13 protein-coding genes, 4 pseudogenes and 1 riboswitch are annotated in these 17,356 nt (G+C 37.0%); of the genes and pseudogenes, 10 read left to right on the top strand and 7 right to left on the bottom strand.

Translation table 11 applies throughout. From position 1 onward, the window contains the following. Positions 1 to 26 precede the first annotated feature (26 nt). From RG571_RS09900 to RG571_RS09870, 7 genes and pseudogenes are all read left to right on the top strand, one after another. Positions 27 to 485: pseudogene (locus tag RG571_RS09900) on the top strand (ASCH domain-containing protein). A 108-nt stretch (positions 486 to 593) separates the two neighbouring features. Continuing rightward, on the top strand, positions 594 to 1,277 hold the full coding sequence (locus tag RG571_RS09895) for an N-acetylmannosamine-6-phosphate 2-epimerase (protein WP_002338299.1): 684 nt from the start codon (positions 594 to 596) through the stop codon (positions 1,275 to 1,277). Between the two features lie 146 nt (positions 1,278 to 1,423). Further along, positions 1,424 to 2,038 carry a flavin reductase family protein gene (locus RG571_RS09890; RefSeq protein ID WP_002297470.1) on the top strand — a complete coding sequence of 205 codons (615 nt, stop codon included), beginning with the start codon at positions 1,424 to 1,426 and terminating at the stop codon, positions 2,036 to 2,038. 15 nt (positions 2,039 to 2,053) lie between these two features. After that, positions 2,054 to 2,260, top strand: a complete 207-nt coding sequence (locus tag RG571_RS09885; RefSeq protein WP_002287763.1) for a hypothetical protein — start codon at positions 2,054 to 2,056, stop codon at positions 2,258 to 2,260. A 223-nt stretch (positions 2,261 to 2,483) separates the two neighbouring features. Further along, positions 2,484 to 2,650: riboswitch (M-box (ykoK) riboswitch) on the top strand. Positions 2,651 to 2,774: 124 nt separating this feature from the next. After that, complete coding sequence (locus RG571_RS09880) at positions 2,775 to 3,938, top strand: FtsW/RodA/SpoVE family cell cycle protein (protein WP_002331743.1); 1,164 nt, start codon at positions 2,775 to 2,777, stop codon at positions 3,936 to 3,938. A gap of 91 nt (positions 3,939 to 4,029) precedes the next feature. Continuing rightward, positions 4,030 to 4,914: pseudogene (locus RG571_RS09875) on the top strand (LCP family protein). 125 nt (positions 4,915 to 5,039) lie between these two features. After that, entirely contained in the window at positions 5,040 to 7,076 is a 2,037-nt protein-coding gene (locus tag RG571_RS09870) for a penicillin-binding transpeptidase domain-containing protein (RefSeq protein WP_195193681.1), read from the top strand. A 108-nt stretch (positions 7,077 to 7,184) separates the two neighbouring features. Here the strand turns inward: RG571_RS09870 and RG571_RS09865 are convergent. From RG571_RS09865 to RG571_RS09840, 6 genes and pseudogenes are all read right to left on the bottom strand, one after another. Next, positions 7,185 to 7,934, bottom strand: a pseudogene (locus RG571_RS09865) (cation:proton antiporter); the annotation flags it as partial. Next, positions 7,928 to 8,170 (bottom strand): annotated as a pseudogene (locus RG571_RS09860) (DUF308 domain-containing protein); the annotation flags it as partial. The pseudogenes RG571_RS09865 and RG571_RS09860, both read right to left, overlap by 7 nt. Positions 8,171 to 8,268: 98 nt before the next feature. After that, complete coding sequence (locus RG571_RS09855) at positions 8,269 to 8,619, bottom strand: DUF2200 domain-containing protein (protein ID WP_002339248.1); 351 nt, start codon at positions 8,617 to 8,619, stop codon at positions 8,269 to 8,271. 275 nt (positions 8,620 to 8,894) lie between these two features. Then, entirely contained in the window at positions 8,895 to 10,424 is a 1,530-nt protein-coding gene (gene ahpF / locus RG571_RS09850) for an alkyl hydroperoxide reductase subunit F (RefSeq protein WP_002339249.1), read from the bottom strand. A gap of 9 nt (positions 10,425 to 10,433) precedes the next feature. Further along, entirely contained in the window at positions 10,434 to 10,997 is a 564-nt protein-coding gene (ahpC, locus tag RG571_RS09845; protein ID WP_002288178.1) for an alkyl hydroperoxide reductase subunit C, read from the bottom strand. Between the two features lie 143 nt (positions 10,998 to 11,140). Further along, positions 11,141 to 11,803 carry a GntR family transcriptional regulator gene (locus tag RG571_RS09840; protein WP_002288176.1) on the bottom strand — a complete coding sequence of 221 codons (663 nt, stop codon included), beginning with the start codon at positions 11,801 to 11,803 and terminating at the stop codon, positions 11,141 to 11,143. Between the two features lie 183 nt (positions 11,804 to 11,986). Here RG571_RS09840 and RG571_RS09835 point away from each other — a divergent pair, with 183 nt between their 5' ends. Together RG571_RS09835 and uxuA are read left to right on the top strand one after the other, a co-directional pair. Then, complete coding sequence (locus RG571_RS09835; protein WP_002339250.1) at positions 11,987 to 13,633, top strand: mannitol dehydrogenase family protein; 1,647 nt, start codon at positions 11,987 to 11,989, stop codon at positions 13,631 to 13,633. After that, complete coding sequence (gene uxuA / locus RG571_RS09830; RefSeq protein WP_002296275.1) at positions 13,624 to 14,706, top strand: mannonate dehydratase; 1,083 nt, start codon at positions 13,624 to 13,626, stop codon at positions 14,704 to 14,706. The genes RG571_RS09835 and uxuA overlap by 10 nt, the downstream gene beginning before the upstream one ends. 107 nt (positions 14,707 to 14,813) lie before the next feature. On the opposite strand, the gene RG571_RS09825 is transcribed toward uxuA, so the two are convergent. Next, positions 14,814 to 16,367, bottom strand: a complete 1,554-nt coding sequence (locus RG571_RS09825) for a helix-turn-helix domain-containing protein (RefSeq protein WP_002288171.1) — start codon at positions 16,365 to 16,367, stop codon at positions 14,814 to 14,816. Between the two features lie 147 nt (positions 16,368 to 16,514). Here RG571_RS09825 and RG571_RS09820 point away from each other — a divergent pair. Continuing rightward, on the top strand, positions 16,515 to 17,356 hold an 842-nt coding region (locus RG571_RS09820; protein ID WP_308947658.1), incomplete at its 3' end, for a peptidase.

The following is a 17,356-nucleotide window of genomic DNA, read 5'->3' as shown; positions in this document are numbered from 1 at the left end:
TTATAAAAAGCAAAGGGGTGGATGTTATGTATCAGCAAGTAGAAGAATATGTCAAAAAGTTCCAAGAAAAATATCCTAGTTATCAATCAGAAAAATTAGGTTTCTTTTCATTTGGGGATACAGAAAAAATGGCAGACGAGTTGAGCGAACTAGTTGTATAAAAGATAAAGACTGGTACATCAAGTGGTTACGATCTGTATAAACAAGAGAATGAGCCTTTACCAAAAGTTGGTCAATTAGACGTGGTCCTGAATGGAAAAAATGAACCAGTTTGTATCATCAAAAATATAAATGTGACCATCTTGCCTTTTAGTGAAGTCACGAAAGAGCATGCTTGGAAAGAAGGAGAAGGGGATCGGACATTAGCTTATTGGCGGAAAGTCCATGCTGAGTTTTTTAAACATGCTTATAAAGAAGCGTTGAACATAGAATTTACAGAAGAGAAGCTGGTCGTATACGAAGAATTTGAAGTAATTTTCTTTTAGTAAGAAAGGTCTGCTGAAAGAAATAGCTCATTATTGACTCCTGAATAGAAAAGGGTTACATTTTTATATGAAGCTGTATTTTTATATAACATTACTGGAGGAGATATTGTGGATACACTGGAACAAATCAAAGGCGGAGTCGTCGTTTCTTGTCAAGCTTTGGAAAACGAGCCGCTACACAGTTCTTTTATTATGGGGAGAATGGCTTTGGCTGCAAAAGAAGGCGGAGCAGTTGGTATTCGAGCAAATACGACAGAAGATATCAATGAAATCAAGCGAATCGTTGATTTACCGGTAATAGGGATTATCAAAAGAGATTACGATGGGTCAGAAGTGTTTATTACTGCGACAGAAAAAGAAGTGGAAGAACTTTTGGAGACGCAAGCAGAAATCATTGCACTGGATGCAACTTCTCGTAAACGTCCGACAGAAAAAACAACTGCTGAACTTGTCCAAATGATTCACGAACACGGTCGGTTAGCTATGGCAGATATTTCGACTTTTGAGGAAGCGCTTCAAGCGCAAGAAGATGGTTTTGATCTTTTGTCTACGACTTTAGCAGGCTATACAGAATATTCACGAAAGACGCAGACACCTGATTTTGATTTATTGAATCAAATCATAGAACAAGTCAATATCCCAGTAATTATGGAAGGACATACTGACTCTCCTGAACAAGTAGAGAAAGCATATGAATTAGGTGCTTTTTCAGTCGTAGTTGGATCTATTATCACCCGTCCGCAATTGATCACTAAAAGATATGTCGAAGCCGCAAGTAAAGCAAATAACTAAAAAACACGCACGGCACAGATTCTTGACAAAAAAGAAAAATTGATAGATAGTTTAAAGCAGATTCTAAGAAGATGAAAAAAGCATTACTTTTCATTTTGTCTTCAAGATCTGCTTTTTAACGAATTTTATAGAAAGAAGGCGAAACCATGTTTGAACGGAGTCCTTCAGAATTGACAGAACGTGAAAATTACAAGTTGCTGATTGGTTCAGTCATCCCTAGACCAGTAGCAGTAGTAACGACTAAATCAGCAAAAGATATAGTGAATATCGCACCCTTCAGTTACTTCAATATCGTCAGTTCGAATCCACCCATCTTATCCTTGGCGATCCAGAGAAAACAAGATGCAGTAAAAGACACAGCAAAGAATATTCTTGAGACAAGAGAAGCTGTTATCCATATCCTTGATGAGGACAACGTAGAAGAAGTAAATAAAACAGCAGCCAATCTGCCTAATGAGGAAAGCGAACTGTACCTGACTGACTTGACTTTAACTGATTCAGTAATCATTTCAGTACCAGCATTGACAGAAGCAAAAGTTCGTTTTGAAACATCCTTATATGAACATGTCGAGATACGGAATAAAAATAAAGTAACAGCTGATTTATTTTTGCTAGAAGTACAGAAATATCATTTAAATGAAACAGTCTATGATGATAAGACAGGAAGGATCGATCCAAGAAAATTGAATGCTGTAAGCCGTTTGGCAGGAAATGATTATGCAGCAATAGGAGAAATTTTCACGATTGCACGTCCCGAATAAAAAGGAGCACTAGTTATGTTAAAAATAAGCTATAAACCATCGACAGATTCAAAAGAAATGAAAAAAGAATATGAAACAGTGAATGATTTTCTGCAAGGGCAGTACTTAGAAGTTCCGCCATTGCAAGACCATTTTGTCGTTACTACTGTTACTTTAGATGGTAAGGAAATAGAAATGCCAGATCAAACGATTAGCGGATTGTTTAATTACTTTAACAAATAAATATTTATTCCGAAAAGTGAAAAACACATAAAAAAACACATAAAACTAAAAAATTATCAAAGAATCCTGGTGCAACTGAAAGAATTTGCAACGGGATTCTTTCAACTTATTTGTTATTTTTTTCTAAAAAATATTAAAGATTGTTAAATTTCACTATTTCATTTCAAATTCCATTGCCTAATCATTAGGAAAAGTCTATCATGAACTCGTAAATAGAATATAGTAATAACCTTGTTAGGTGAGGCTCCTATACAAACATAGGCTGTTGCCCAGAAACGTCGAAAGTCGCCAATGGGTAAAACAGAAACTGTCGGATTAAGGCTTTTTCCAATAGCTAAGAATGTTTTCTTTACGTTGTATAGTGCTAAAACTCGGACGATGAGATGATGCTAGGTCAGAATTCTTGTTCGAAAAGGTTTCTGACCTTTTCTTTATATTTTTGTGACTGACTTATTTGATGAGACAAACTCGCTCCTCACCTGACAAGTGGATTGCTGTGTGAGGAGGAGATGCGGTGAAAAAAAGAAAAAAGATCGATTGGTGGATTTTGGGTCCTTATTTGACTTTGTCCATGATCGGTCTTTTAGAAGTATACAGTGCCAGTTCTTATCGTTTATTGCAAGCCGATGAAAATACAAAAAGTCTATTATTGCGTCAACTAATTTTCATATTTTTGAGTTGGAGCGTGATCTTCTTAGCTCGTTCAGTCAAACTACACTATTTACTTCACCCTAAAATAGCAGGATACGGTTTAGCCTTATCGATTTTCTTTTTAGTATTAGTAAGAATAGGGATATTCGGTGTCACTGTCAATGGCGCACAACGTTGGATCTCTCTGTTTGGCATTCAATTCCAGCCTTCTGAACTGGCAAATCTTTTTTTGATTTTTTATTTAAGCTGGTTTTTTCGTGACGGAAATAGTAGCCCAAAAGATCTAAAAAAACCATTCCTGATTACAGTAGGTATAACTTTTCTGATTTTATTCCAGCCAAAGATTGCTGGAGCATTGATGATCCTTTCGATTGCGTGGGTCATATTTTGGGCAGCGGCGGTTCCATTTAAAAAAGGGATCTATCTAATCGTTACTTTTTCTGCATTGCTGATTGGAGCAGCAGGCGGGGTATTATATTTAGGAAATAAAGGTTGGCTTCCACAGATGTTTAATCATGCTTATGAAAGGATCGCGACTTTAAGAGATCCTTTTATCGATAGTCATGGTGCGGGCTATCAAATGACCCATTCGTTTTATGCACTATATAATGGTGGCATATTTGGGCGGGGATTAGGAAATAGTATCACAAAAAAAGGGTATCTTCCAGAGACAGAAACAGATTTTATTTTTTCGATTATTACAGAAGAGCTTGGGCTAATCGGTGCATTGTGTGTGCTTTTCTTATTGTTCTCATTATGCATGAGAATCTTTTGTTTAAGCAGTCGCTGTAAAAATCAGCAAGCTGGATTGTTTCTTTTAGGATTCGGAACTTTGCTATTCGTTCAGACGATAATGAACGTGGGAAGTATCGCGGGGCTGATGCCAATGACTGGTGTGCCATTGCCATTTGTTAGCTACGGAGGAACAAGTTATCTGATCCTTTCTTTAGGAATCGGAATCACGTTGAATATTTCTTCAAAGATACAGGCCGAAGAGTTGCCGCTCTATCGACCTGAAAAACAATAAAGAGAAACTGAGAAACTCTCAGTTTGAATTATCATAAAGTACAATCTTTTATTTTTCAAGCGAGAGGTTCTTTTAGAAAGAGGAATTCGCAATGAAAGTATCTCAAAAAATCATATTATCTATTTTGTTACTGCTTACATTAGTAGTTGGCTATTTTTCGATTGAGTTTATCCATGGATTTTCGTCTGCAAAACAGAGTTCAACTGTGAAAAAGGTAAGCCGAAAAGTGTCCCTACCACACTAAATGTGGCTTTGATTGGTTCAGATGCTCGTTCGAAAGACGAAAACGGTCGCTCGGATTCACTTCTGGTTGCACAATACAACCAGAAAACACAACAAGCAAAACTGATCTCTATCATGAGAGATTCATATGTCGATATTCCAGGTTACGGAATGAATAAGATAAATGCAGCTTACTCTTATGGGGGAGTTGATTTATTAAATCAAACATTAAAGGAAAATTTCAAATTTGAAGCTCCCTATTATGCAAGTATCACATTTCAAGATTTTATCGATTGCGTTAATGAACTGTTTCCTGGTGGAGTCAAGATCGATGCAGAAAAATCTTTAGATTTAGATGGCGTATATATAAACAAAGGAGAGCAAGTGATGGATGGTAATACTTTACTCCAGTATGCTCGATTTCGGGAAGACAAAGAAGGAGACTTCGGGAGGATCAGAAGGCAGCAGCAAGTGATCAAAGCTATCTCTCAGCAGCTGAAAGACGTAACTTCAATATTCAAGCTACCCAAAGCGGTTGGGAAATTACTTGGTAGTATCCAAACGAACCTTCCAGAAAGTGTGCTTCTGGAAGGTTCGTTTGGATTTCCTCAAAGACAATAATAAAAAGATCGATACATTATCCGTACCAGTAGACGGCAGTTGGGACTTCAACGACAATACGCCTTCCGGAAGTGTTCTGGAATTAGATTTGACCAAAAACCAAGAAGCAATCAAAAAATTTCTGAATAATTAAGTAAAGAAAATAAAAGAAGTTAGAAATAACAATCTATGTTATGTTCTGACTTCTTTTATTATGTTAGAATAAACAGGGATAAATAGTGAAAATAAAGGAATGACAAGCAAGAGAAGGAGGAAAAAATGAAAAGAAGTGACAAGCACGGCAAAAATCGAACAGGCGCTTATATTGCCGGCGCAGTGATCTTAATAGCAGCTGCGGGTGGCGGTTATTTTTACTACCAGCACTATCAAGAAAACCAAGCAGTAGAAGCTGGAGAAAAGACGGTTGAGCAATTTGTCCAAGCTTTGAACAAAGGAGATTATAACAAAGCTGCAGAAATGGCATCAAAAAAGGCGGCAAATAAAAGTGCATTATCTGAAAAAGAGATCTTAGAGAAATACCAGAATATATACGGTGCTGCTGATGTCAAAGGACTTCAGATATCGAATCTAAAAGTAGATAAAAAAGACGATTCTACTTATAGCTTCTCATATAAAGCAAAGATGAATACCTCATTAGGTGAATTGAAAGATCTTTCTTATAAAGGAACATTAGACAGAAATGATGGTCAAACCACGATCAACTGGCAACCCAACTTGGTTTTTCCAGAAATGGAAGGAAATGACAAAGTAAGCCTGACCACACAAGAAGCAGCAAGAGGGAATATTATAGATCGAAATGGTGAACCATTAGCAACAACAGGCAAACTAAAACAATTAGGAGTCGTTCCAAGTAAACTTGGAGATGGAGACGAAAAAACAGCCAATATCAAAGCGATTGCTTCCTCCTTCGACTTAACAGAAGATGCTATCAATCAGGCGATTTCACAAAGCTGGGTACAACCCGATTACTTTGTCCCATTGAAAATCATTGATGGAGCAACGCCAGAACTTCCAGCTGGAGCTACCATTCAAGAAGTAGACGGCAGATATTATCCTTTGGGTGAAGCAGCTGCTCAGCTGATTGGTTACGTGGGAGATATCACAGCAGAAGATATTGATAAGAATCCAGAATTAAGCAGTAATGGAAAAATCGGTCGCTCAGGTTTGGAGATGGCTTTTGATAAGGATCTTCGTGGGATAACAGGTGGGAAATTAAGCATTACAGATGCAGACGGTGTAGAGAAAAAAGTTCTGATCGAACATGAAGTTCAAAATGGCAAAGATATCAAATTGACAATCGATGCGAAGGCACAAAAAACAGCTTTTGACAGTCTAGGAGGAAAAGATGGGTCAACTGTTGCGACAACGCCAAAAACCGGTGATCTTCTTGCGCTTGCTAGCTCTCCAAGCTATGATCCAAACAAAATGACAAACGGGATCTCACAAGAAGATTACAAAGCTTATGAAGAAAATGCTGAACAGCCATTCATCAGTCGATTTGCGACAGGTTATGCTCCTGGATCTACGTTTAAAATGATCACAGCAGCAATCGGTCTCGACAACGGCACTATCGATCCAAATGAAGTGTTGACGATCAACGGGCTTAAATGGCAAAAAGACAGTTCTTGGGGATCTTATCAAGTAACGCGTGTCAGTGATGTATCACAAGTAGACTTAAAAACTGCTTTGATCTATTCCGATAATATATATATGGCACAAGAAACGTTGAAAATGGGTGAGAAAAAATTTCGTACAGGCTTAGATAAATTCATTTTTGGTGAAGACCTTGATTTGCCAATTAGTATGAATCCAGCACAAATTTCTAATGAAGATAGCTTTAACTCAGATATCTTGCTAGCTGATACTGGATATGGACAGGGCGAACTTCTAATTAATCCTATCCAGCAAGCAGCAATGTATTCTGTTTTTGCCAACAATGGCACACTTGTCTATCCTAAATTGATTGCAGATAAAGAGACAAAAGATAAGAAGAATGTCATCGGCGAAACAGCAGTACAAACGATCGTGCCAGATCTGAGAGAAGTTGTGCAAGATGTAAATGGTACAGCACATTCTCTTTCTGCTTTAGGGATTCCGTTGGCAGCGAAAACTGGTACAGCGGAAATCAAAGAAAAACAGGATGAAAAGGGGAAAGAGAACAGTTTCTTGTTTGCTTTCAATCCTGATAACCAAGGTTATATGATGGTCAGCATGTTGGAAAATAAAGAAGATGATGATTCAGCAACCAAACGAGCACCGGAACTATTGCAATACCTCAACCAAAATTATCAATAAAAAATTGCTTTTTAAGTACAGTAAAAGGACTGTGGCGTTATCGTCACAGTCCTTTTTTCAAATAAACGGTTTTCACGATGTCTCTTTCACAACTTCTTTTTGATTTACTCACACTTCATAAACTTTTTTTGTAAAATATTTGAGAACAAGTGGAGAAATAAGTGTACTTAATAAAATCACGATAACTAAAGGTGAATAGTACTGTGGTTCGATCAATTGACTTTGCTGTCCAATTTGTAAAATGATCAAAGCCATTTCTCCACGCGAAATCATACCAGCACCGACCATCAATGAACTATGTTGAGAAAAACCGGCAATCTGAGCACCAAAATAACCTCCAAGCAATTTGGTCAAAATCGCTACAAGCGTCAATATAGAAATAAAGAGTAGTTGTTCACTAAAGTCAGAAAAATCAACTTCTAATCCTACACTGACAAAAAATACTGGTATAAATACTGCATATCCTAAAGCCTCTACATTGTGGTATACTTCTTCTTTAACCTTTGTCTGACTGACAGCTATCCCAGCAAAAAAAGCACCAATGACAGAGCTAAGCCCAACAAGATCCGCTACGTAAGACATTCCTAAACAAATAACTAGCGATACGATGATAATAGAAGAATTTGCGTACACTTTTTCTGCAAATGAAAGTAGGAAAGGCGCAATCCATTTGACTAATAAGAAAATAAAAACAAAATAAATTAGCTGTTCAATCAAAACAAGCGGTAAAGAAGCATTGCTAGAAGCTTCCCCCGTTAGAAAAGATAGGCTGAAACTTAGAACTAAAACGACCAAAATGTCATCTACCACAGAAGCACCCAAAATTGTTGATCCTTCTTTTGTATTCACTACGCTAAGATCAGGAAAAAAAGACCACTGAACAGACCGATACTCCAAGAACCTGTTTTCCTTTTAAAACGGTAAGCCTCAAAAAGATTCAACAACCCAAGCAAAACAAGATAGGCGGTGATCAGATAACCGATAAAATGAAAAACAGCAGAAGGGTTTAGCACAATCGCAATCCCAGAAATAATATAAACAGCAGCTCTTAATAAGGCGTATTTTTGAATATTTTGTTTAATCGTCTCAAACATATAAGAAAACCTCCTTTGACTTATTTTAACGTGAACTAGTCATTTTACCAAATTAAATGTTACAAAATGAGCGAAGGAGAAGAATATCTCTGGAAAAATCAACTTCTGAGGATCTTTTCCATTTTTTTGCCTTTTGCTAGCTCATCGATCATTTTATCTAAATAACGAATTTCTTTCATCAAGTTATCCCCGATGTCTTCTACTCGTACACCACAAACAACACCTGTAATCAAGGAACGTGAAGGATTGGGGACAGGGGCTTCCGCAAAAAATTGTTCGAAAGTCACTTGTTTTTGTAGTTGATATTCTAGTTCTGTTTGGGAATAACCCGTCAGCCAACAAATGATTTCATCTACTTCCTCTTTTATACGATCTTTTCTCTCCGCTTTTGCTACATACATAGGATAAACGCTTGCAAAACTTGTCGTAAAAATACGATTTTGCGCCATAATCAGTCACCTTTCTTTTTTTCAAATTATTTACTACTTATAGTATATAAGAAAAAGAGAAGAAAAAGCGATTATTCAAAAAAACAAAAAGGATTGTGACAAAATTCTTGTCACAATCCTTTTTTCCGAGTGAACGGTGTTGTCCTGTCAACTCCTTGGTCACAAGTCACAATATTCAACAAACATGAGAAACTGTTTATTAAATTGTTCCTTGTGACTCGGAGCGAAACGGCAGGATTACAACCTCTATCTGTCTTTTGTATAATCTTCATCGCTCAAGTGCGCATCAAATAATCGAAGGCTCCTAAAGCTGCAGTAGCTCCTGAACCCATTGAAACAATGATTTGTTTGTATGGACTATCTGTACAATCACCAGCTGCGAAAACACCGGGGATATTCGTCGCGCCATTTTTCTCAGTCACTATTTCATTTCTTGGGTTCATTTCGATTGTTCCATCTAGCCAATCCGAGTTAGGAAGTAAACCGACTAAAATGAATACACCTGAAACAGCTAGAGTATGCAACTCTTTCGTATGTTGATCGATATAGGAGAGAGATTCGACCTGATTCGACCCGCTGATTTCTTTCGTCGCTGCATTTTTGATAACAGTGACATTCGCAAGAGAAACTAGTTTATCCTGTAAAACTTGATCTGCTTTTAATTCGGGTAAGAATTCTAGAACATAAACATGTTTTGCTAACCCAGCTAGATCAATCGCTGCTTCAACACCAGAATTACCACCACCGATTACAGCAATCTCTTTTCCTTTAAATAAAGGGCCGTCACAGTGTGGGCAATAAGCAATTCCTTTATTTTTAAACTCTTTTTCGCCTGGTACATTGATAGAACGCCAGTGCGCACCTGTCGCGATGATTGCGGTTTTTGCTTTAAGTGATATACCGTTAGCTAAGCCAATATTAATAAAATGTTGCTCTTTATTTAAGGAAACGGCCTGTTGATTCATCATAATGTCGATAGGGTAACTACGCACATGACTTTCTACTTGCTGCATCAATTTTGGACCTTCTGTGTAAGGGGTACCAATCATATTTTCAATCCCGAGTGTTTCAACGACTTGTCCGCCGAAAGAATCAGCGACAAGTCCTGTACGGATTCCTTTACGTGCTGCATAGATAGCTGCACTACTAGCTGCTGGTCCACCGCCAATCACTAATACATCATAAGGTTCTTTTTCAAACAACTCTTCTTCAATCAAAGGGCCAGTGATTTTTTCAACAATTTGTTCGATCGTCATGCGTCCGCTACTAAATTCTTCTCCATTTAAAAACACAGTTGGCACTGCCATGATTTTTTTATCATCGATTTCTTTTTGGAACATCCCACCTTCAATCATCGTATGAGTAATATTTAGATTTAATACAGCTAATATATTCAATGCCTGTACAACGTCGGGGCAATTATGACAAGTCAAGCTAACATAACTGTCAAAATGCAATGTTTGTGTTATTTTTTTGATTTTAAGACTCAAAGATTCACTGATTTTCGGTGCCCGTCCACTAATTTGTAACATAGCCAGTAAAAAAGAGGAAAATTCATGACCGAGGGGGATACCAGCAAAAACGATTCCACTTTCTTTGCCAACTGGATTGATAGAAAAACTAGGTGTGCGCATCGAATCTCTTTTTTCCCAAGAGATTTTAGGAGACATTTCTGCTATTTCCTTCGTAAATTCAGCTAGTTTTTGACTATTTTCACTAGTATCCAAACTAACAGAAAAAACAATAGGAGATTCAATCAGTGCTAAATATTGTTCGAGATTTTGTTTAGTTTCTTTGTCTAACATATCCACCACCTAAATCTTTCCAACAAGATCAAAACTTGGTTTCAATGTTTCGCCACTTTCTTTCCATTTTGCCGGACAAACTTCACCTGGGTGGGTACGTACATATTGAGCAGCGCGAATCTTATCAATCAGTGCACTAGCGTCACGACCGATTCCATCTGCATTGATTTCCATAGCTTGAACGATTCCGTCTGGATCAATAATAAATGTTCCTCGCTGAGCTAATCCTTGCTCTTCATCCAAAACATCAAAAATACGAGAAATCTGATGAGACGGATCACCGATCATCACGTATTCGATTTTACCGATAGCATCTGATGTATCATGCCATGCTTTGTGAGTAAAGTGGGTATCGGTAGAGCAAGAAAAGACTTCAACACCTAAAGATTTCAATGTACTGTATTGTTCTTGTAAGTCTTCTAATTCAGTAGGACAAACAAAAGTAAAATCAGCTGGATAGAAGCAAAGAATACTCCAGTTCCCCATAAGATCTTTTTCACTGACTTCTAAAAATTCTCCTTGATGATAAGCATGTGCATTAAATTCTTCGATTTTTTTCCCAATCAATGACATAGTAAAACCTCCAATAATAATTATTTATTTATAATTATTGTAATTTAGTTGGAGTTGCAAAGTCAATGGATATTTTGTTATTTAATAAAGATTACTCAAAAACGAAGGTTAATTATAAAAATAGAAGAGGTCGCAAGAAAATGCTACTGCTGGAAATACTCGGGATAACGTTGAGTAACAGTTTCCTGTTCTTTCAGCATCATGTGTAAATGCAATCCCGTTTGAAATCGAGCTTCTTCTGGTTTTTTATCAACTAAAGCCTTGAGTAAATCATAATGTTGTTCCATGATCGTTTCCCATGGAAGTCCCTGAATGGTCACTCGTAACCAGCGGAAACGTTCTAAATGGGTATTATGGTCATCTAACCAGTTCCAAACTTCTTTTCTTCCTGCAATTTCGAAACAAGCTTCATGAAATAAATTATCTGCACGGAAAAAAGCGCGTTCGTCATTTATTTTGACTGCTTTTTCTTGTTCTTCTAAAATCGTTTCTAGCACTATTCGTGTTTGTGTGTCCAATTTGGAACAACATTCAATCATGATTTGCTCTTCCAACTGTTCTCGGACAAAGCGAGCATTTTCTGCAGAAACAAGATTAATTTTTGAAACATACGTACCACTTTGAGGTATCGTATACACGAGTTCTTGCTGACGTAGTTGAATCAATGCTTCGCGAATGGGAGTCCGGCCGATAGCAAGATGTTCCTCCAGTGCCTTTTCAGATATTTTCCTTCCAGGTTCTAAGTCAGCATAGATAATTTGTTTACGAATCGCTTGATAAGCTTGAGATTGCAAGCTGCTTTTCATTTTTATACCTCCAAAATCATTTCTATGAACGTAGTATAACAGAAGAGGTCTGAAAAATAATCTGATATGTCACATTAACTAGGAAATTTGTATAAATAGTAAAATTTTGGTTGACATAGCGATTTTTATTGCATAAAATTCACTTGAATACAAAAACTAATATGTTAGTTTAGGAGGGGAAAAATGATTGATTTAAACAACTGGAGGAACTTTATTCCTGAATTATCTCAAAAAGAAGTAGAAATACCTCATTTTGACCGTGCATCATTAAGAGAAAATGGACAAAAAAATCCTGTCTGGATCCATTTCGGTGGCGGAAATCTTTATCGAGGATTTCATGCAGAAATCGCTCAACGTTTAGCGGATCTAGGCGAATTGTCCACTGGTGTCATTGTTTGTGAAACATTCGATGAAGAAATAATTGAAAGGGCTTACCAAGGTTTTGATGATTTGATTCTTGAAGTGGTCATGCCAAGCAGTGGAGAGTTCGTCAAACGTATATTAGCTGCGACAGCTGACAGTCTGTATTGTCATCCAGATTGTTCTGAACACTTTGATAAGATGATTCGACACTTTGAAAATCCTAGTTTACAATTAGTTACTTTTGCTATTACTGAAAAAGGTTATCGATTGAAAGATACAAATAATAAATATATAGGACCGATTGCAGTCGATATAAAAAATGGTCCAAAGAAGCCATCACATACAATGAGTATTCTTGCTGCGCTACTTTATAAACGTTTTTTATCTGGAGTTTGGCCGATTGCACTTGTCTCTACAGATAATTTTTCACAAAACGGTAGTCAATTACGTACTTCTTTGCTAACGATCGCAAAAGAATGGCAAAAGGAAGGTTATGTACAAAATACATTTATCCAATACTTATCGAATGAAGAAATTGTTGCGTTTCCATGGACGATGATTGATCGTATCACCCCGAATCCTTCCTTGTCAGTTAGCAAAATGTTGGCAAAAGAGGGCTTTTCAAATATGTCGATTTTCCAAACCGCAAAAGGAAATAATATTGCTCCATTTGTCAATACAGAGGACATCCATTATTTAATCATGGAAGATCATTTTCCCAATGGACGTCCGAAATTCGAAAAAGCTGGGGTATTCTTGACTGATCGTGCAACGGTAGATAAAGCAGATACGATGAAGGTGACGACTTGCCTTAATCCTTTGCATACGTCTTTAGCTATTATGGGTTGTTTACTGGGGTATAGGAGCATAGCTGAGGAGATGAAAGATCCAGATTTATCGCTGCTAGTTTCTGAAATCGGGTACAATGAAGGCCTCCCAGTTGTGGAGTCTCCAGGTATCATTGATCCAAAGATCTTTCTGGAAGAAGTAATTACTGTGCGCTTTTCTAATCCAAATATTCCTGATATGCCTCAGCGAATCGCCACGGATACCTCTCAAAAGGTGGCGATTCGTTATGGTGAGACGATTAAAAAATATATGGAAATAGAAGTTAAAGACCCGCAGACACTTGTATTCATACCATTGACTCTCGCCGCTTGGCTTCGATACCTTATTGGCATTGATGATCAAGGAAAACCATTCATCCCGAGTCCAGACCCACTATTGACAGACCTTCAGCATAAGCTTTCCGATATTCAACTGGGTATGCAAGATACATCACATATTCATGAGAAAATGGCTCCTATTTTGTCAAATAAAGAAATTTTTGGTGTAGATCTTTACCAAGCAGAGCTTGGCAGAAAAATAGAAGAAATGTTCATCAAGATGGTAGCAGGACCAAATGCCGTACGAAAAACATTACAGGATTACTTACAAGAACATGGAGGAAATTTATCATGGAAATGACTTTTAGATGGTACGGATCACAGGAAGAAAAGATTACCTTAGATGAAATCAGACAGATTCCTGCGGTCAAAGGGATTGTAGGCACATTGATGGATATACCAGTAGGAGAGGTATGGCCTAGGGAGAGGATCAAAGAACTAAAAGAAGAAATTGAGTCTCGTGGGTTAACACTAAAAGTAATTGAAAGCGTCAATGTGCATGATGCCATTAAAATTGGATTACCTTCCCGTGAGCAGTATATCGAAAACTATAAGCAGACAATCCGAAACTTGGCAGAATATGGAATAGAAGTCATCTGCTATAATTTTATGCCTGTATTTGACTGGGTGAAATCTGACCTTGACTACCGCTTAGAAGACGGCTCATCCACGTTAGCTTTTATATCTGATGATATTCCAGATGATCCAAGAGAAATCGTCGCGCGCATCGAACATTCCAGCAATGAATTTGAATTGCCGGGATGGGAACCTGAGCGCTTAGCTCATATCAAATCCTTGCTTGAAGCCTATGCATCAGTAGACGAAGAAAAACTTCGAGAAAATTTTGCCTATTTTCTCCAATCAATCATCCCAACATGTGAAGAGGTAGGGGTCAAAATGGCTGTACATCCAGATGATCCGCCATACTCGATTTTTGGATTACCTCGAATCGTAAAGAATCGAGAAGATTTAGATTGGTTGTGCCGCATAGTAGACAGCCCTTATAACGGAATCACTCTTTGTACAGGGAGTATTGCAGAAGATCCAGAAAATGATGTATATGGGATTTTAGCAGAATTTTGCCAAAGAGATCGAATCCCATTTGCACATGTTCGAAATATTAAATTTTTAGCTAATCGAGATTTCTATGAGGCACCGCATAAATCCGAATACGGTTCATTAGACATGTACCGCATACTAAAAACAATGTATGACAACGGATTTAACGGATACATCCGTCCTGATCATGGAAGAATGATCTGGAATGAGACAGGAAGACCAGGATACGGCTTATATGATCGAGCATTAGGTGCTGTTTATCTAAATGGATTATGGGAAGCAATCGAAAAAGGAAACAAAAGTAAAGATAATTAGTGAAAAAAACTGTAATTTTATTATGTAAATAAGAAGGATGTTCAAATTCTTGATACATAAATCCGGAGGTTGTTAATAAGCATTCGGATTTATGTATCTTATTTGGTCTAGGAAGTAACTTGATTTTCTTTTTTCGATTGATCCATGAGTGCTTCTTCTTTTAATTCAAAGATATATTCTGAGATCCTCATAATCACTTTTTTCCAGTCTTCTGGTGTGATGATTCCTTTTAAAATATAGATTTTTTTGATATGAGAAGGCAATTGTTTCAAAGGGCAGTCGCTGATAACGATGTTGCAGTTCTCCATAAAATCATTTTGTATTTTGATCGATTCATTTGAAAAAATTTGTTCTATCTTAACGATCAGATCTTTACTGATATAGAAATCACGCGTATAGTTCACACCAATCACAATTCGCGGCTGTTTTTTGTAGCGATCATACAAATGTACTAGGTCTTCAACCATCCATTGCACATTTTCCTTTTCTAAAATAACTGGTAACAAGTGTTGATTTTGTTCTCTGAAATCCATATAAAATTGTTCAATGGCGGTTTGGACTTCTTTCAATACGCTATGTTCTTGATAAAGCATGAAAGTAGGAAGGGGCGTATTTGGTTGATTGAAGTTAAGAAATCCATTATAAAGTTTATTTCGTGCGAATGCCAATGAGTAAAGAATCTTTTCTTTTTCAGGTATAAACAAATCAAATACAGTACAAAAGGACTCCACCATTTCTCTTGAATAAAGAACATGAGGAACGTTTGCTTTTTTTAAAAGTTTGTATTGCTCCAAGCTTGTTTCTTCCGATTCGATTTTCGTGATAGAAAGTCGAGCTAAAATATTCACTAAGATGCGTTGTTCGCGACAAATTGGCAGATTAGGTCGCAAAATATCTACAGAGGGATCAATAAAAAAGTCAATATATTCATACTCTGTGAATTCTTTTTGTACGTCTTTCACAGAAGTTGCAGGAAAATTCTCTTTACATATTTTTAATAGAAAATATAATTTATCTATCATACCGCTATTTAGTCGGTCAAGTACTTCTTTTTTAAAAAAAGTATTCATCATAAAAGCCACTACTTGCGGATCTTCATCATAAAATTCTGTAGCAGTACTTGAAAAGATGTTCCAATAAATATCTAATGCTGCATATTGAATTTGTACCTCTTTTCCAGAAAAAGACTTTCTGCCGTTATTAGAAAAGGAGATAGACAAACCGTACAATGCTAAAAATGCATTAATCTTTTTCATTTTCGTATACAAATAAGAGGCACTATAGTTTGTTTGCTGACTTAAACTGATAATCGAATTTGTCTGACAGCTGAACAAAGAAGTCAAGATCTGATAACTGACTGATTCGTTGCAGTATCTTCCAAATAGACGATAATAGCAGTAAGCCGGATCAATTCCTTCAAAATTCAACTTTAAAAAAGGTTTTTGCTTATCAATATGCAGTTCTGTTAGATTGAGACGCTCAAAGTCTTGTTCTAATTCTTTGATGTATAGTAAAAAATTTGATTCAGACATATGGAAATGATCTGCTAAATATTGTGTAGTAATAAAGAAACGATGTTCAGATAGGAAAAGAAAAATATCTAATTTTGTATTGCTTTTTTTCTTCAAGAGAAACGTTTTAATCGCTTCTTGAGTTTGCATGAAAGAGGCTCCTTTTTACTTAAATTGTTAAAACTTGAAAATATTACTGTTTTTTTCATAAATTTAGACAAAAAAACAGTAAACATATAGGTAGAATCTCTACTATCTTATTTCTTGCATACAAAAAAATCAAGGAGTGAGAGAGTTATGAGATATTCAACCATCTTAATATCAACATTTGCAGCCTTAAGCTTATCGCTTACTATAAATCAGACAGTCCACACAGAGGAGATAGAAACAGCCAAATGGACAGAAACCAAGTGGGCCAACGTCAATCGAATTACCTTTCAGGATGAATTTTCATCCTTCAATTCAGGAGTCGCAAAATTAAGAAAAGGACAAACAGCGACCATCAAAGCAAAAATTGACTATTCAGGAGACTTAGCACCTATACTACAATCAGCTGTTACATTTGAGAATGTTGATCCCGCTTTGTCGATTGGCTATGACGAGAACACTTTGACTATCCAACACAAGCAAGCGATATTTACCTTCACCGTTACATTAAATCAGGACTTGTTAAAACCAGCGCTTTTTACTGTCAAGGTATCAGATGGACTACCGAACGATCATCATCATTTAACGCCGTATAGTCAGCGGCAGACAATTGAGCAAGATTCAGCTATCGACTCAGGAGGAGATCTTGTTGAAGAACCAACAGATAAACCAGAAAATGAAAATAAGCCAGAAGTACCGCCTACAGAAAATCCAGACGGAGAACAGAAACCGGAAATAGAACCTGGAGAAGAACCCGATACAGAAACTCAACCAGAGCCAGACAATGAATCAAAACCTGAAATAACCCCTGGAGAAAAACCAGATGTAGACCCAGAAGAAAAACCAGATGTGACTCCAGAACCAGATACGGATTCTGGAAACCAAACAGTACCGGAAACAAATCCAGACACAGATAATGAAACTGAAAATCCAGAAAAACCAGAGGTAGCCCCAGAAGAAAAACCAGATGTAATTCCAGAACCAGATACGGA

It is taken from the genome of Enterococcus sp. FR204 (assembly GCF_031143325.1).
Classification (GTDB): Bacteria; Bacillota; Bacilli; order Lactobacillales; family Enterococcaceae; genus Enterococcus_B; species Enterococcus_B faecium.
This window is presented reverse-complemented; position numbering and strand designations above follow the sequence as displayed.

What these genes read in the sequence shown, in the direction of transcription:
- RG571_RS09890 (WP_002297470.1), top strand. Translation starts at nt 1,424, where the DNA reads ATGTTTGAACGGAGTCCTTCAGAATTGACAGAACGTGAAAATTACAAG.
- RG571_RS09885 (WP_002287763.1), top strand. Translation starts at nt 2,054, where the DNA reads ATGTTAAAAATAAGCTATAAACCATCGACAGATTCAAAAGAAATGAAA.
- RG571_RS09870 (WP_195193681.1), top strand. Translation starts at nt 5,040, where the DNA reads ATGAAAAGAAGTGACAAGCACGGCAAAAATCGAACAGGCGCTTATATT.
- RG571_RS09855 (WP_002339248.1), bottom strand. Translation starts at nt 8,619, where the DNA reads ATGGCGCAAAATCGTATTTTTACGACAAGTTTTGCAAGCGTTTATCCT.
- ahpF (WP_002339249.1), bottom strand. Translation starts at nt 10,424, where the DNA reads ATGTTAGACAAAGAAACTAAACAAAATCTCGAACAATATTTAGCACTG.
- ahpC (WP_002288178.1), bottom strand. Translation starts at nt 10,997, where the DNA reads ATGTCATTGATTGGGAAAAAAATCGAAGAATTTAATGCACATGCTTAT.
- RG571_RS09840 (WP_002288176.1), bottom strand. Translation starts at nt 11,803, where the DNA reads ATGAAAAGCAGCTTGCAATCTCAAGCTTATCAAGCGATTCGTAAACAA.
- RG571_RS09835 (WP_002339250.1), top strand. Translation starts at nt 11,987, where the DNA reads ATGATTGATTTAAACAACTGGAGGAACTTTATTCCTGAATTATCTCAA.
- uxuA (WP_002296275.1), top strand. Translation starts at nt 13,624, where the DNA reads ATGGAAATGACTTTTAGATGGTACGGATCACAGGAAGAAAAGATTACC.
- RG571_RS09825 (WP_002288171.1), bottom strand. Translation starts at nt 16,367, where the DNA reads ATGCAAACTCAAGAAGCGATTAAAACGTTTCTCTTGAAGAAAAAAAGC.